Raw genomic sequence first — 15,625 nt, 5'->3', positions numbered from 1 at the left:
GCTGCCTACCTGATCACATGGAGTTCAACACTGACATTGCCTACGCGCTCATCGATGTGCAGCGCAATGGGTTCATCTTTCTTGACGAGAGACTGCCAAAGATCCGATTGAATGTTCACTTCGAAATACGCTGCATTACTGCGCGATTTCAACTCTGTCGGAGCGACTGGCAGGTACCGAAGTTCGACGCCAGACAGCGCATTTCGCACGAGATCCGCAATGTCGCTGTTTCCTGCCATTTTCGCTGCCATGGAGAATTGCTCGCCTAACTCAACCGCCCCTAAATCGTCCGATGACACAACGACAATGAAGCGACCGCTGTTGAATAGCGCGCGATCTTTGACGATGGTGCGAAGCAAACGGCGGGAAACAAACAGGCTGGTATCCCAAGGCAAGGTGGTGACGTTATCAAGCTGAACTTCACGGAGCAGCACTTGCATCTCGGCGAACGCAATGGAGAAGTTGTCGTACATGGCATTTGGGTTCCAAGTTGGAAACTCTTCCGGCATGCGCCCTTCTAGCCCCTGCATTTGACCGACCATGGCAATGCATTCGAGATAGAGTGCTTCTGCCGTTAACGCACCTGTATCAAGCCAGTGGCGAATTTTCGGCAACCAACCGCCCAAGGTTTGTAGCCAAAGATAATCACGCATCAATGCTTGATAGCTCTTACTGCCGCTGTCGACTTGGAGACGATTAGAAATGGTTTGTGCGCGATACTGCATTTGTGCGTAGATTTCCGACACGCAATCTTTCAAATAGTCCGATACATTGAAACTCAAACAAGCCGGAACAAACGCCTTGTTGAGCAATACTTCACCTTCGGATTTATGCTCGGAAACAAACGCCACAGGCAACAAGGTGTAGTCTTGCAGATCTTCACCTTCTAGCTTCAATACGATGTTCAGTTGCGCCACTTCAAGCGGCACGGCTTCGCTGTGATCGCGGCTAGTGTCATAGGCTTGAAATTCCAACGGCATGTTGCGCATATGCTGGCCTTGGCCCACGTCAACCACGCCCGCGCGATACACAGGCACCGCCAAATACACACGCTTGTTTAACGTGCCTTTGGGAATGTCGAGTACCAAGCCTTGCGCCATGTCGAACGGCGTGCCATCAGGGAATATTCCCTTGGCTTTTTTCACGCCAACCTTGCCAATTTTTGGCATTGAAGCGTCGAGTTCCAGTTCCGAAAGCCCGAAGCTTCCCGGCGCGATTTGCCCACAATATGACTTAGCGAAATGCTCTAAATACCGCTCTTGTTGTTGGAAATGTTGAGGGCTAAGAAACATGCCTTCACTCCAAACGACCTTTTTCATGTCCACGGTTTAATCCTCTGTCCCTGTCATCGTCAGGTTAATGCCATCCAATTGCAGCGTGATGGTCTGAGACCAATGCCCAAACGATGTAAAAATTGCTTTGTTATTGGCTTCTCGATAATTCGCAAACGCGACGATGACGCCAACAAATTTGGTTTCCGCATTTGCGGGAATAATTTCGGTGCGGGTTTCCCCCGGCATGACACTCGGCAAATAGCGCTTAGACAGCAGTCCTGCTTTCAATGCGCCTTGGTCGTCGTTGTAGAGTTGAATGAAATCGGCCTGATTAAACGCTTCACTGTCCGCGAGTTGATAAACGCGGATTTCGACAGGCGACGGCAGGTTATCCACGTTTGGGTTGATGTTGCTTTCTGCGCGAATATCCATGGTGAATTTCGGGGGTGAATCATCGCTGAACCAATCAATCGGATTAACGGAAACAGACGAACTGCATCCCGCCAAGACGCCGATGGAAAGAAAACAAGCAAGTAACGCTTTCATCTTACTTGTCTCCCATTTTCAGCATGCGGTAAGACTCATTGAAATACGCCCCAAACTTGATTTGCCAATCTCGGTTCGTCACCTGACGCTGAAAATAGCGCTTATACATGTCCCAGTATTTGGGTTTTCGACCGAAAAAAGACGGACGAACCAGATCGTTAAACATGCCTTCCAAAGTGTCAGGACTTAGCTCTTCAAGTAAGCGCCCTAATGCCAGTTCCATTGCCTTTTCAACGCATTGTTGCTCGTGTTCTCTCGGCGTTAGATATTCGGCCACTGAGGTATGGTTCTGCCCAACGGGCTCAAACACATCTTCCGTATGTGCCGTAAAACTGGGGAAGTTGTCATCGCCATCCACAAAGGGATCATCCGAGAACCCATGCGACAAATCAGCAGGCGCATCCATTTGTGATTGAGGCGAAAATGATGACTGCGAAGAAAATGGAGCGGCTGTTGCAGACTGCGCCGCTGAAGATGGTGGCGTCGTGAATTCAGAATTTGTATTCGCAAACGGATCGTCAGCATGCATGCCTGCTTCGCCAAAGCCACCTTGCCCCGACCCCTGCCCACCAAAACCCAATGGATTTTGCTGAAAACCAGTATTCTGCTGAGAGCCAGTACTTTGCTGGAAACCAGTATTCTGCTGAAAACCGGCGCTTTGCTCAGCGCGTTGGCCTCCACCAAAAGGCGCTCTGCCCTGATCATTCTGTGGCGTGGCGAAGGTGTTTTCTTGGAAAGGGTCAGCATCAAACGCGTTTTGCTGATATGCAGCACGATTCGTGGAAGCCGATGCACCTTGGCCATTTGTTTGCTGCGCGGGGGGAGCGGTGTTAAAACGCGGCGCAGCTTGCTGTGTCGATGCTTGTTGCTGCGCGTTCGAAAACGGGTCATCACTAAACGGCATGCCTTGCGAGCCCGCCAGCGACGGCTGCTTGGCGGACGCTTGCTCTGGCACAAAACATGACACCAGCAAACGATATTGTCCGGCGTTGAGCACATCCCCATCGGTTAAGGTGGTTTGGTTTCCTTTACCTAATGGCGTAGGCGCACCATTGATAAACAAGCCATTCGTGCTGTTATCGACCACTTGATAGCCACGCGCTGATTTTTTGATCATCGCGTGAGTCCCCGAAATTTCTCGGCTCGCATCGCTAAGCTGCAACGTCGAACCATAGGCGCGACCAATCTCGCCGCCTTCTTCTGGAAATTGTTTATTCCACTCTGAAACGGTCTCGCCAGAGGGCGAGCTAATAATCCTAATTGATAGCGGCATAGCCCCTTCCCATACATTTCTTGGCAGAAGAATTAAACGAATCCATAAACTGCGGATATTTCTCGACAAAGTTTCGAGAAAAATACACTCCTAACGGATTGCTCTTTATCCGTTTTTTTGAAATCGCGCGGTAGCTGACACCTTGTTTTTTTATCGTTTCATCAATCACGGCATCGTTAGCCAAAATAGCCCCGACCTCGCCATTGAGCAGCAATTCAAGCAAGGCATCAGGCGAACGCGGCTTGCGTTCAACGCGGTAGCCTTGCTTGTGTAACCAAAACCATTTGTTTGACCCAAACAGGGCCGCCACTTCTACGTGTTCTTTGAATTTCTCACTACCAACATCGGTGGAATCAGAGAGAAAAACCCAACTCCATTTTTGTTCATCAATCGGCGATGAAAACACGGCGTAGGTATCACGAATGGCGTTTTGTGACGCGAGGAAGAAGCCATGTTGACTGCCCACTTCCACCATCAATTGCGCCTTATCCCATTTCGTCATCGTCAACTGATAAGGCTGCTTCATCTCCTTCATGACACATTTCACGGAGTCCACACCCGGCCCTTTCATCACGCCATCTTCTTGGTATTGGTAAGGAAACCATTCCTGCGTTGTCAGTAACAGTCGCTCTGGACCAACATCTGCACTCACCCGAAAACTTGAAAACATAACCATCAATGCAGTGGTAACGAGCACGTTTTTACACATCTTTTTTGCTCTCAATTATTGCCTCTCCACACTCATGCCTTGAGAACGCACAACACTGCCGTTTTCTGAATACACATCGCTCGCCATTTCGAGCAACACTAACGGCACTGCTTTTTCTAGGCGTTTTGCTTGTCTAAAACTGATCGAAATATCGGGTGGCGAAATCACGCCCACGGGTAAACCGCCCGCCTTTTCGCCATCACGAAGAATACGAATGCCATACAGCGCAGCTTGGTGCGCGTTATTCACGAAACTCACACCGACCGACATCAACGCACTGTGTTCATCACCATTGACCGCTTCTGGCACCACGGTGAGAAGTGGCAAACTTTGAGATAACCCATTAATTTCATCCACACGCGCGAGCAAACTCGAACTGCCTGTTAACCAAAGCAGGGTGTTTTCTAATTGGGGATCTTGCGATTTAAGGGCACTAATTTCCGACGCCATCACGCGCTCAAGCGTTTGATCTTCCATCGACTCATCAACCTCAAAACCCAGCACACGAATACCACGGCGCTCAGCTTCTTGTTGAAGAGGTAAAAACTGGGTGAGATAGGCACTTTTGTTGGTACGGGCATACAACACGCCAATTTGAGACAGGTCTGGCATGTATTTCAGCAAGAAGCTCAAAGTGACGTTGGCAGGAAGGTTGAGCGATGTGAACGCGAAATTGTCGCCCGAGCCACGATAGTTATCGATAAGCCCCATGAGTACCGGATCTTTCGCATTTACCGACACTACGGGCAGTTTCCCACCCTGATATTGCTTGTGTACGGCAACGGTGGCTTTTGACCCCACGGTGTAAATCAACTGCGCACGCTGTTCGGCTGCATCGAGCACTTGCTCTAGTTCAACCTCTGTTTTGGGTAGCTTGACCACATTGAATGAGACGCTATCGAACTCTTGCTGGTACACGTTCAGCATGGTTAACAGCGCCGTGTCGTATGACGCTGCTTTTCGCGAAACGATGACCCAAATCGTAGGATTCGATTTGCGCGGAGCAATGTGCAACTCGTCGTCATTGCCTTCAAACGTCCAGTCTTCTTCCGCAGTCAGTTTTACCGTTTCTCCCATCCAATCCGGCCAATCGGATGGCGTGGCATACGACGAAACCGAGAACGACATGAAACTCACGAGAATCATGCCAAGCACGCTTGCCTTCAACAGCTGAAGCTTACTCATGACTGCACCTCGCTCATTGTCTCGCTGTCGGCACGCGCAGAGCCCGTCAGGAAGAAAACGATGCCCGCCAAGATAAAGAAACCAGCCAGCAGGGTGAAACTCAGGCTGACGCTGAAGGATGTGATCATGAAACCAATTAGCATTGCGCCAGTGACGTGTCCGAAGCGTTCGAGGAAACGATACGTTGCCGCCGCTTTGGCTTCTTCAGCAGTCGGTACGCTAGAAACAATTTGCGTGACGACAGGGGCGTTGATCAGCCCATGAGACAAGCCAAGCAACATCATGGCAAGCGTTGTCACAAGCACCGTTAAGGACATCGCTTCTTGTTCCAATCCCCAGCCAAGAAGCAGTAAAGCCGATGCGGTGACAAAACTGCCAACTCCCAAAGACAGCTTGGCGCCGCCTTTTTTGTCGATCATTGGGGTCACTTTTCCATTCACAAACAAAACCACAATGGCGTAGGTCATGAGTACCTGGCCCACACTCTCTTTTGAAATGCCTTGGTCGGCCATGAGCAAAGGCACAGCGAAAAAGACGACACCCGTGAGCAACATTTTGGCGGGAATACCGACCAGCAACAGCGTACGGAGGAAGGAGGCTTGGCGGAGGTAGCGGGCAGAGTCTCTAGCGAGTTCTTTTGCCGCATTCTTCACCATCGCGGTTTTGGAATCCGGTCTTTGTACATTCGATGTTGAAACCAAAGCAGGTAACCACTGCGCGAACAGGAACATGCCGAAACCAATCGCCGCCGACAGCGCAAAAATGCCATGAACACCCAACATATCAGCCAGCAGCGCACCGAACGCCGCGCCAGCAATGAAGCCTGCGTTAAAGCAAAATACAATAATGCCGGTGGCTTGGGTTTTGTTGCGTTGGTTGCTGTACGACAAAATGTACTGCTGCACCGCAATAAATACCGCCGCCTGCCCGACACCAGAAATGAACCTTGCAGACAGCAATACTGCGATGTGGTCGCTGGCAAAAATCGCCAAGCTTCCCAGCGCCGCGAGGCAAATCCCTCCAAGTAGAACGCGTCGATTGTCCGCATACTCTGCCACTTTCGATGCTGGCAACAGTGTTAGGGTGAAACCGAGGAAATACAGCGAGAAGAATACAGAGGCCGACGCGTCAGAATACCCAGCACCTAATGCGACCTGTTCTATAAATTGCGGCAAGATAGGCGCCATCAGCGCTTCCATCAGTACTGTCATCAACAGAAGCGGCTTTATTTTATCCAGCACATCATCGTTACTTTGACTCTCTGCCGTCGCTTCCTTGCTCAGCAATTTCACAAAAGCGAAGCAAACGAACGCACAACCGCCAAACAAAATCGCGAAGCTCTTTAATACCTTGAGAAGTTGTCCAAGCAACACTTCTGGATGGAAAGCGATGTGAATGACATTGCCTTTCTCGTCTTCACTTTCGTACTCGGCAAGTTGCGATAACACTTGGCTGTGTTGATTGTCTTCACTGCGCGCAATCACCTGCTCATCAACAAATACGGATAACGAAGCCACTTCTTTGTTTGAGCGTATGAAATCTGCCAGCATTTGGTCCATGCCCCCCACCAAGGAGGGGTCGATGTCTGCTTGGAGCACAGGAGCAAGTCGATGCCCAATCAAGTTTGCCATCGAGTCCGCTTTGTTTTCGAGGCTTTGTTTGAGAAGTACCGTCACCAAAATGACCACCAGCATCGTCATGGTCAAAAAAATCACAGAAAAGCTTTTCAGGTATCGGCTGCCACTTTGATTCAGTGTGACGGACCAAATAAACAACGAAAGCAAAATCACCATGGCCCACAAAAGCGTCAGGAAACTCGCATCCACTTTTTCTTTTATTGGCGCGTCACTCAATAAAATATCTAGCGAGCCTGCGCGCGAGAATTTGTTATTGAGGGGGATAGTGATCAGGTTTCCCTCAATCACGGTGTTGGTGTAGCGATAAAGCTCCGTTTCACCGGAAGTTAAGCGCAGATCGACCACTGAAGGGTCAGTGTCAGCAATCGGCGATAACAAGGCTTGAAGGCCTGCAATATCATGAAGCGGCACACCAGAGCTTAGAATTTGCTCGATGTTCAGTTTGGCGACTTCAGCCTGCGCCAGAATCGCTTCGCGTGTTTGATGCTGATAGCTCTTCAGCGTTTGTGCATACCCGACAAACACCACAAGAAAGAGTGAAAGCCCAAGCAGCAGAATGCCAAAGAATACGCGGCTATTTTTCGACAGGTTACTCATGCCCATCACCTTTCGCGCCTAACGCGGTGAAATCGTCCTTCAGGCAATGAGAGACGTTTGAGGGTCTGTGTCGATACAGTTGTTGTAAGCGATTAAACAACAGCGATTGGATTAACGATTCGTAATCCAACCCTTCACGACCTAACCCAAAACTCACCAAGTTAACTTCGCTGCCTTTTGGCGATTTCAAATCAGGTTTCGGGTTCGCTTCCAACACAAACAAGCGCCCTTTTTTATCCATGCGAAGATCGACTCGGATCAGGGTTTGAATGTTGAAGGCGCAGAATATCTGGCAAGCAATGGCAGAGATGTCAACTTTCAGCTTTTCATCTGCAACGAGCTTGAGTCGGTCAGAGGTTATTGGGCACACGTCCATCGACGTAAAGATCAACTCGTCTTCCGCCAACAAACGCTCCGTTACCGAAAACACAAAGGGATGATCTTGTTCTTCAAGCTCACTGTCGCGATAAACAACGGGCCCCATGACAGCCGCGACAAACTCAGCACCCGAAAGGTAAGGCTCGATAATGACCGCATTATTGGTCGCAGCATGCACTTGATGCACGGCACTGACCAAATCATCGCGGTCGAACACGGGATATACATGAATTGAAGCGCGGCCTACAACAGGTTTCACGATGTACCCTTGGCCAAATTCCGCATCCATCTCATCAAGCTTTTTAAGTTGAGAATCGGAGAAGAATGGCGCTTCAGGCTGCACCGTAATAAACGGCGCGGTTGGAATACCCAGCGCGGAAAGCTCGTTTTTGAACATCAGCTTGTTGTCGAGCAAACCCGCCGTCATTGGCGCGTGCCCCACGTAAGGAACACCCAACATTTCTAGCATGGAAGGTAAGTGACACATCGAGTCAAAACCTTGCAGTCCACCGCTGTTAGCGAATACAAGGTCGAACTCCCCGTCTTTGAGCTGGCGGGGAAGCTTCATGCTTTCTTCAAGCAAAGCAACGCGTCGAAATCCTGCTGAATGAAGCGCATCGGCAATGTCTTCGGCAACCAAACGATAGGTTTTGGTCGAGCGCGGACTCAGGTTTTCGTAGATATAGTTGTCCGTGTGGAGCTTTTCACCACCACAAACAATGGCTATTTTCACCTGTCTTTTAATCCAATCGATCTGTTCTTGATTAAACAGTGCCGCGCTCATACATCATCCTTAACGTCTTACAATTTTCGCCCAGTACCCTTATTACTCTCTGGCACTGGGCGTACTTCAAACCGCTTCTAAGCCGTTCTTTTAGTCGATATCGAAACCGAATTGACTGCCATCAACGCGCACGCGAATGGCGGTGATTGGCTCACCTTCACTCATACGTGTAATGCATTGATTGGCGAGTTCAGGCATCAAGGTTCGATTAATGATTTGCTCGATCGCTCGCGCACCGGTTTCTGGCGAGTGGTTACGCATCACGAGCTGCTCAATCACATCATCGGCGTACTCAAAAGTTGCGCCGTAGTGCGCCGAAACTCGCTTCTCGATGCGTCTCAATGACAGCTTGGCAATCGATGCCATCTCTTCTTCATTCAACGGGAAATACGGCACCACGGTGGCGCGCCCTAAGAATGCTGGCTTAAAGAAATTTTGGAGTTCAGGGAAGATGCGTTGCGTCAGGTCTGGAATAGAAGGCCGCTCTGTGGCACAAGCGGCCACCACAGCACTGTCTGCCGCGTTTGACGTCATGATGATGATGGTATTGCGGAAGTCGATTTCTCGGCCTTCACTGTCACTGATCGTGCCTTTATCAAAAATTTGGTAGAACAGGTCATGCACACCTGGGTGGGCTTTTTCCATTTCATCCAACAAGAGCACTGAATATGGATTCTTACGCACGGCTTCTGTTAACACACCGCCTTTCCCGAAGCCCACGTAACCCGCGGGTGAACCCAGCAGCATGGAGATTTTGTGCTCTTCTTTAAATTCGGTCATGTTGATCGTGGTGATGTTCTGCTCACCGCCGTACAACAGATCTGTCAGTGCCAACGCCGTTTCCGTTTTACCCACACCACTCGGTCCGCACATGAGGAACACGCCCACTGGCTTACGTGGGTCAGTCAAACCCGCGCGAGACATACGAATGGCTTTTGAAATCTCATCAATAGGGGCAACTTGGCCTATCACACGCTGACCAATATGCGTTTCTAGGTGCATCAAGCGTTCGACTTCTTCTTTCACCATGTTGCCAACAGGGATCCCGGTCCACAGTGAAATCACTTCTGCAATGGTTTCTTGGTTGACTTGTGGCAATACAAGGGCATGCTCACCTTGAATATCGCGCAACTCAGTCATTTTATCGTCGAGTTCTTTACGCTCAGGCAATGCAGAAATGTCTTCGCCATCTAGGTATTTCTCATCCAAAGAATCTTGAAGATCCAGAATGCTCGATACCAAAGCTTTTTCTTCTTCCCACTGCTTTTCTAGGGCGTCGTGTTCTGTTTGCAACGACACTAAACGCGATTCAGCTTTCGCCAATTGATCGCTTTCAATCGACCACAATGCCGACTCATGACGAAGGGAATCTATTTCATTGTTGGTGTAACGAATTTGTTCTGCCAAGCCTTCGAGTTGCTGCGGCGTTGCGCTTTGGCTCAAGCCGATTCGTGAGCATGCAGTATCGAGCAGGCTAATGGCTTTATCTGGCAGTTTGCGTTCAGGGAGATAACGAATTGAAAGTGTCACTGCCGCCTCGATGGCTTCTTGCAGCACTTTTACATTGTGGTGTTTTTCCAAGCTGGTTTTCACGCCACGCAACATTTGAATGGCATCTTCTTGGTTGGGCTCGCCAACAGAAACCACTTGGAAACGACGCGTCAGTGCGGCATCGGTTTCGAAGTATTGCTTATATTCCGCCCACGTTGTCGCGGCCAATGAACGAAACTCGCCGCGTGCTAATGCTGGCTTCAAGATATTAGCAGCATCATTTTGACCTGCCGCACCACCCGCTCCAATCAGCGTGTGTGCTTCATCAATGAATATGATGATCGGCGTCGGTGATTGTTTAATCTCGTTGATGATGTCTTTAAGGCGGTTTTCAAACTCCCCTTTGATACTGGCACCCGCTTGCAGAAGGGAGAGATCTAAGCTGCGCAGCTCGACGTTCGCCAAGGCTGGCGGGACGTTTCCATCAACGATTTGCTGTGCGAGACCTTCAACGATGGCGGTTTTACCGACGCCAGGGTCACCCACAAGAATTGGGCTGTTTTGACGACGGCGACAAAGGATATCAATAGATTTGCGAATTTCGCTCGAACGCCCAGAGATAGGATCAAGTTTTCCGTTGCGCGCTGCGTCGGTCAGGTTATGGGTAAATTTATCTAACGCCGCCGTTCCCGCGTCGCCTGCTTCTACCGGTGCGCCACCCGCAGCAGATGCCTCGCCTAACTTACCGCTAGACGCTTCATTCGCTTTGCTTTTGAGCCACTCTGAAGACAGCTCAGAGATCCAATTGCTCAATGGGCCGTTATAAGCACTTTGGGTGATGCGTTGCTGCAATACCAATAACAAGTGGTACTCATTCACACTCGCTTGGGATTGATTGAGTGACGCGAGCAGCCAAGCATCTTTTAATAGCTCAATCAGTGATGGCGACAGCGAAGGTGCGGCATCATTACCACGGGCATACGACGATAACTTCTGATCAAGTTGCTCAAGCAGTGCACCTTTAGACGCGTTGCTTTGATTTACCGCTGCGTGCCATCCGAGGGTTGAATCTTTGATCAACTCGTAAAACCAATGCTCTAATTCCACAGAGTAGTGTGTGCGACCCATGCAATCGCCAGCCGCAGCCTCAAGCGATGATTTAACGCCCGGCGCAAGTCTTCTCACCAGATTTTGTAGTTCGATGTTTATCATAGTGCTATCCGTTATCCCTTAAGTGGCATTTCTACAAATGTCATCTTGTTATCCTGCGTCCTTATCCAAGCTGACTGGCCTAATTGCTGCCCTTTTTGCTGCGTCTCCGAGAGCGATAGTCTCGGGAGATACTGCCCATCGACTTTCATCAACAAGCGAAATTTGAGGTTCACGCCGATGTACTGCGTCACCATTTGGTTGATGGCAGAGACAAGGCGTTTATCACGACCAATTGCGCGGTAATCTTCGTAGTTTTGCGGTCGAATTTTGACGTCGAGTTTTTGCCCCACCATGGCGGCTTTCTTGCCGATTAACGCATCAAAACCCAAGGCGCGATTTTTTCCTGATGCGCCGATTTGTGTGAGCGCATCTTGGCTAATGGGTTGATAGGAGAGCTCACTGCGCTCCACATCAAACGGATAGCCAAAATAGTCTTCAAGCATGCAACGGAGTGTTTCTGGGCAAGTAACCTTCAAGCCGATCAGGCCGGTGTATTGCACGAAATGGCTTGCGGGAATGCCCTTGGGGCTTCCCGCTGCACCATGTAAATTGGTGAGCAACCCTGTGATGGATGGGCGATACGACGCCCAAGCAAAGGTTTCTTCTTCGCATTGCGCAGACAGGTTATGTTTGTTTTCGGTTTGGCAAAGTAAACGGTAATAGCGGTTATTAAAGCTATCGAAGAAGTCCGCCATTGCATGATCTTCTTCGTCGAACACCGCTTGAATAGCTTCTTTATAGAGGCTTCGTGGCATGACCCCTTTCGCGCCAGACAACCCTGACAACGAGGTAGTGATCTGCCAATCATCACTCATGCTCCGTTCAACAGACACAATCTCAGAGTGGTAATAGGCCGGAAGTCGCGCCGCTTTAAATCGAATATTAGGGCGTACACCTTGTGCTTGGGCATGATGTTTTACCAACTGCCAACTGCTCTGCAAGGATGCGAGATAAGGGTGTTCAACCCATTCTTTTAGAGAAGACTTTTGCATCCCGACCTCCTTGGAAAGGCTTGGAATACGCCGTCTTGTCCTTCAATCAAAATATCCACTTGCGTGAAACTGTTGAATCCAGCAAAGCACGCAAAGAATCGATCGAGCAGATGGGAAAACAGCTCAATGCCGCCGACCAATTCATTTGCATTAAGGGTGACACTTATCTTGGTGCCGTAGGCAAAACAGCTTTTGCCCGAAACACGGATGGGCGCGACGACTTGCTCGGTATCAATCGCCACCAAGGAATTAATGTAGGCGGTGATTTGTTGGCTTTCATGGTGGTTATACAGCGAGAACAATGACTTCAGCTGCGTGACCGGATCTTCAGCGCCAAAAATGGCGTGATAGTTAAAATGCAGGTGCGAAAGCAATACCCAAGAACTGTTCTGCAGATCTTTCTTTGGTGCTGGCTGTGTGGGTCGGCGGCTCAATCGCGCCGTACCGGGAATGGTGATGGTTTCACGGCATTGAATATGGCTTTTAGTATTCAGTTTTGCAGCACGTCGGCCGTTCGAACAAAGGGTTGTGACCAACCAAGTCCGAGGCTCACTGTCGGCACTTTCATTACGAGTATCCGTGACTTTAAGGCGACATTCCGTCTCGCCCGTTTCTGTCTCACGTTCTGACAACTGCCAGCGATAGCCGGTTTTCGAAGCGTAGTATTGGTCGCTGTATAACGCGGGGATGACAGTCGTTCCGCGCTCGTCAACATCCTCAACACGCTCGATCGAAAACAGAGACAGCGCCTCAGGGTTGCTGGCATCGATGGTCAACGGGTAGGAAGACTGGGTGAAATCAATGCGTGTCGGTTCAGCGACAACACGGTGAAGGTTGACGATAGGTGTGCTGTGAAGCGCGAAGTTTGATTTATCAATGGCACGCGCCACATCCACTTCAAGATCTTCAACGAAGAGTTTGATCGTCAGGCTATGTGAGTCAATGTGTTTTACGGCATCACCGAGATTCAACCGCAATGCATGAAAACGTTCAGGGAAAACGAAGAATTCGGTGAGAAGTTTAAAGCCAAAGAAACTGCTCGCAAGATACGGCAGTGTGGATTGCTCACTGTCAAACCCCACCACTTCGAGCGCATCTTTTCCAAGGATGCGTTCGCCGCCATCCCAAGAAACAACAACTTGCTCAATACCAGACAACACCATGTCATGCAGACGAAGCATCAGGTTTGGATCGCCCTGCAATTGCAAATCTATGTGCGACATGGACAAAGAAGACAAAGGCATTCCTTCATCAAACGCGCTGAACGTGAATGCCAGCATCGCTTTGGATTGTTCTGCGCCACGTGGTTTTGCGATATCAAAAGGCGCCATCGCGACATCAACCGCGGCCAGAGAAATCGGGTTCAGCGTTAAGTTTTGGGTAGTACGAAACACGGCGTGATGACCATTGTCATCAGACACATCGAACTCAGTGTCTTTCGGGATCACGTGCTGCGCTGTGGCATCATCCCCGACATCAATACTGAGGATGCCAAATGAAGGAACAGGACGAAGGTAGTGCGGGAACAACAGGCGCAACAGGCTTTCTGTGAATTCTGGGTAGGCATCATCAAGGCGTTTTTGAAGCTTACCGTTAAGCAACGCCACACTTTCAATCAATCGCGCTACTTGAGGATCATCAACAGTTTCTTTGTTAACGCCCAGCGAGCTTGCCGCGCCCGGATGGCGCTGAGAAAACGCCGCCGCTTCTTCACGGATAAAGCGAAGTTCTTGTTCAAAATAGGCAAGCAGAGAATCAGACAAGGTTCGTTTTCCTTACATCAAGTTTGCTGGTACTGAAATCTAAAAACGAATCAAAAACGACCGTCTCTTCACCTTGGTCAGTGTGCATAATGGCGGTAATGCGGAACTCCAGTTGGTTGTTGCCAGTGGTGTCTTCGTTGACTTCTAAATCAACCGACGACAAACGCGGTTCGAATGCTTTAATAAGCTGGCGAATCTCCTCTCCCACTACTTCACTGTTCGCTTTGCTTTGAGAACGAGAGATGTTTTGCATGCCGAGGGTGGCAATGGTGCCATTTAGGGCGCTCGCGTCGTTATCGCCAGTCCAAATCGGGGCACGGCCGGAAATCAAAGAGGAAATATGTGCAATGATGGCGTCACGCGCATCATCGAGATCGCCACGCCATTGCTGTTTTAACTTCATGGTCAGGCTCATACGCTTTCTCCCACTTCGTTCGAGGAAACTGCTGTTGAAAGCACAATTTGAGCGTCGAGTATTTCGTATTGATACTGAGGTTGAAGGCGAATTTCGCAGAGGTAACGCGTTGGATCTGACGCATCTTCAATCAAGGCAATGTCACAAGATTTGAGCGGATAACGCGCCATGATGGCGTCTTCGCCGTAATCCACTTCACTGATGTACTTTTGGATCCAACGCTCTAAGCTGCGTTTACAATCTGCGGCGCTGTCAAAGCTGCCTACTTGGTCACGCAGTTGCGCTTTGATGTAGTGACCAAATCGGCATGCCATTAAATTGGTTTGAAGCATGCCCAATAAGCGGCTCGCTTCATCTGGCGCTTTCCATACTGACTGATTCGAAAAGAAGCCTTGTTGACCACTGAGATACAAGCTGCTGAGTGCAATAAAGCCTTGCTCGGACCAAAAACCGTCTTCTTCACTGAACACATCAACCCGCGCAAACTGATTGTTTTTATCAAGCAAGATAGCGCCATGGTTGGCGGTTTCGTCATACGCACGTAGGAAACCAAACCAGCTAATACGATCAAATTCGCGCAGTACGTTTGCGGCGAGCAAATACGCAGGGTTGCCCCACAGCACAGGTTCCGACAGCGGAACTTCATTAAACACAAAACCCGCAGGATAGTTTTGCCAAGGCAGACGCTGGCTGTATTCAGGCAACACCAAATGGAGGAAACGGCTTGATTGGTTCTTGCGCAGTAATTGCCATGAGCGGTAATCATCGCTATCTAGAATTCGAGCAATACGGGCATTGTCATGCATCTGGCGTTCGGGCTGATCGCCAAAGAAATACGGGTCGACGCCCAGTGTTATGGGGCACAATGCCCGCTCTCCCACTTCCGCCAATAGCTGCAACGTATAGAGATCATCATAATCACTGTCGTCGCTAAAATCTGGATGAACACGATGGTCAATCACCAACATACCAAAAGGCTGACCACCGGCGGTATCAAGCTCTTGAGCGTAGGTTTTTTGGTATAACGTCGATTGAGAAATATCGAAAGATAAGCTCACATCATTAGCGATTTCTTGCCACGTCGCATCGAGCATTTTCACTTTAATGCGTCGCATTGAAACAGGCAGTTCGATAAGGCTTTGTAGCCCTCGCCAACTGGATTCGAGTTTTTTAAATTGCGGTTCTTGGATCACCAACGAAAGCTGTTCGCTGATTTTTTCATCGAGTGCGGCGATAAGCCGAGTGACGGAAGATCTAAACGCGCCAAGATCATTATCACGTGAAGAAGCCAGCAGAGCCTGCCAGTGCTCGCTGTCGTGAGAATTAATAAAGGTTGCGCTATCTACCATTGGCTATCATCCCTGTTCAA

General features: G+C 49.6%; 12 protein-coding genes. All 12 read right to left on the bottom strand.

The genetic code is table 11. The features are described from left to right. Positions 1-5: 5 nt before the first annotated feature. The 12 genes from tssK to Q365_RS0110510 all read right to left on the bottom strand — a co-directional run bounded on the left by tssK (position 6) and on the right by Q365_RS0110510 (position 15,605). A complete protein-coding gene (tssK, locus tag Q365_RS0110565; protein WP_281173697.1) occupies positions 6-1,319 on the bottom strand; it encodes a type VI secretion system baseplate subunit TssK in 1,314 nt (437 codons plus the stop codon). A 9-nt stretch (positions 1,320-1,328) separates the two neighbouring features. Beyond that, a complete protein-coding gene (gene tssJ, locus Q365_RS0110560) occupies positions 1,329-1,820 on the bottom strand; it encodes a type VI secretion system lipoprotein TssJ (protein ID WP_028023315.1) in 492 nt (163 codons plus the stop codon). A 1-nt stretch (position 1,821) separates the two neighbouring features. Then, positions 1,822-3,093 carry a type VI secretion system-associated FHA domain protein gene (locus Q365_RS27435; RefSeq protein WP_081796228.1) on the bottom strand — a complete coding sequence of 424 codons (1,272 nt, stop codon included), beginning with the start codon at positions 3,091-3,093 and terminating at the stop codon, positions 1,822-1,824. Then, a complete protein-coding gene (locus tag Q365_RS0110550) occupies positions 3,077-3,802 on the bottom strand; it encodes a substrate-binding periplasmic protein (RefSeq protein WP_028023314.1) in 726 nt (241 codons plus the stop codon). The genes Q365_RS27435 and Q365_RS0110550 overlap by 17 nt, the downstream gene beginning before the upstream one ends. A 15-nt stretch (positions 3,803-3,817) precedes the next feature. Next, on the bottom strand, positions 3,818-4,987 hold the full coding sequence (locus tag Q365_RS0110545; protein WP_407637576.1) for an ABC transporter substrate binding protein: 1,170 nt from the start codon (positions 4,985-4,987) through the stop codon (positions 3,818-3,820). Continuing rightward, the gene (locus tag Q365_RS25620; protein ID WP_035024792.1) at positions 4,984-7,221 is read right to left on the bottom strand and encodes an MFS transporter; all 2,238 of its coding nucleotides are present in this window, start codon (positions 7,219-7,221) and stop codon (positions 4,984-4,986) included. Before Q365_RS25620 ends, Q365_RS0110545 begins: the two co-directional genes overlap by 4 nt. Continuing rightward, positions 7,214-8,383 (bottom strand): ATP-grasp domain-containing protein, encoded by a 1,170-nt coding sequence (locus Q365_RS0110535; RefSeq protein WP_028023312.1) that lies wholly within the window; start codon positions 8,381-8,383, stop codon positions 7,214-7,216. The genes Q365_RS25620 and Q365_RS0110535 overlap by 8 nt, the downstream gene beginning before the upstream one ends. 90 nt (positions 8,384-8,473) lie before the next feature. After that, positions 8,474-11,086 (bottom strand): type VI secretion system ATPase TssH, encoded by a 2,613-nt coding sequence (gene tssH / locus Q365_RS0110530; protein WP_028023311.1) that lies wholly within the window; start codon positions 11,084-11,086, stop codon positions 8,474-8,476. A gap of 11 nt (positions 11,087-11,097) precedes the next feature. Then, positions 11,098-12,078 carry a type VI secretion system baseplate subunit TssG gene (locus tag Q365_RS0110525; protein ID WP_028023310.1) on the bottom strand — a complete coding sequence of 327 codons (981 nt, stop codon included), beginning with the start codon at positions 12,076-12,078 and terminating at the stop codon, positions 11,098-11,100. After that, entirely contained in the window at positions 12,060-13,841 is a 1,782-nt protein-coding gene (gene tssF, locus Q365_RS0110520) for a type VI secretion system baseplate subunit TssF (protein WP_028023309.1), read from the bottom strand. Before tssF ends, Q365_RS0110525 begins: the two co-directional genes overlap by 19 nt. Then, positions 13,834-14,256, bottom strand: a complete 423-nt coding sequence (tssE, locus tag Q365_RS0110515; protein ID WP_028023308.1) for a type VI secretion system baseplate subunit TssE — start codon at positions 14,254-14,256, stop codon at positions 13,834-13,836. The genes tssF and tssE overlap by 8 nt, the downstream gene beginning before the upstream one ends. Beyond that, complete coding sequence (locus tag Q365_RS0110510) at positions 14,253-15,605, bottom strand: type VI secretion system contractile sheath domain-containing protein (RefSeq protein WP_035024790.1); 1,353 nt, start codon at positions 15,603-15,605, stop codon at positions 14,253-14,255. Before Q365_RS0110510 ends, tssE begins: the two co-directional genes overlap by 4 nt. Positions 15,606-15,625: the final 20 nt, after the last annotated feature.

Source organism: Enterovibrio calviensis DSM 14347, from assembly GCF_000621165.1.
Lineage (GTDB): Bacteria > Pseudomonadota > Gammaproteobacteria > Enterobacterales > Vibrionaceae > Enterovibrio > Enterovibrio calviensis.
This window is presented reverse-complemented; position numbering and strand designations above follow the sequence as displayed.

Bases quoted from the DNA above. Each gene is read 5' to 3' on its own strand.
- tssK (WP_281173697.1), bottom strand. From the start codon at position 1,319: ATGAAAAAGGTCGTTTGGAGTGAAGGCATGTTTCTTAGCCCTCAACAT.
- tssJ (WP_028023315.1), bottom strand. From the start codon at position 1,820: ATGAAAGCGTTACTTGCTTGTTTTCTTTCCATCGGCGTCTTGGCGGGA.
- Q365_RS27435 (WP_081796228.1), bottom strand. From the start codon at position 3,093: ATGCCGCTATCAATTAGGATTATTAGCTCGCCCTCTGGCGAGACCGTT.
- Q365_RS0110550 (WP_028023314.1), bottom strand. From the start codon at position 3,802: ATGTGTAAAAACGTGCTCGTTACCACTGCATTGATGGTTATGTTTTCA.
- Q365_RS0110545 (WP_407637576.1), bottom strand. From the start codon at position 4,987: ATGAGTAAGCTTCAGCTGTTGAAGGCAAGCGTGCTTGGCATGATTCTC.
- Q365_RS25620 (WP_035024792.1), bottom strand. From the start codon at position 7,221: ATGAGTAACCTGTCGAAAAATAGCCGCGTATTCTTTGGCATTCTGCTG.
- Q365_RS0110535 (WP_028023312.1), bottom strand. From the start codon at position 8,383: ATGAGCGCGGCACTGTTTAATCAAGAACAGATCGATTGGATTAAAAGA.
- tssH (WP_028023311.1), bottom strand. From the start codon at position 11,086: ATGATAAACATCGAACTACAAAATCTGGTGAGAAGACTTGCGCCGGGC.
- Q365_RS0110525 (WP_028023310.1), bottom strand. From the start codon at position 12,078: ATGCAAAAGTCTTCTCTAAAAGAATGGGTTGAACACCCTTATCTCGCA.
- tssE (WP_028023308.1), bottom strand. From the start codon at position 14,256: ATGAGCCTGACCATGAAGTTAAAACAGCAATGGCGTGGCGATCTCGAT.
- Q365_RS0110510 (WP_035024790.1), bottom strand. From the start codon at position 15,605: ATGGTAGATAGCGCAACCTTTATTAATTCTCACGACAGCGAGCACTGG.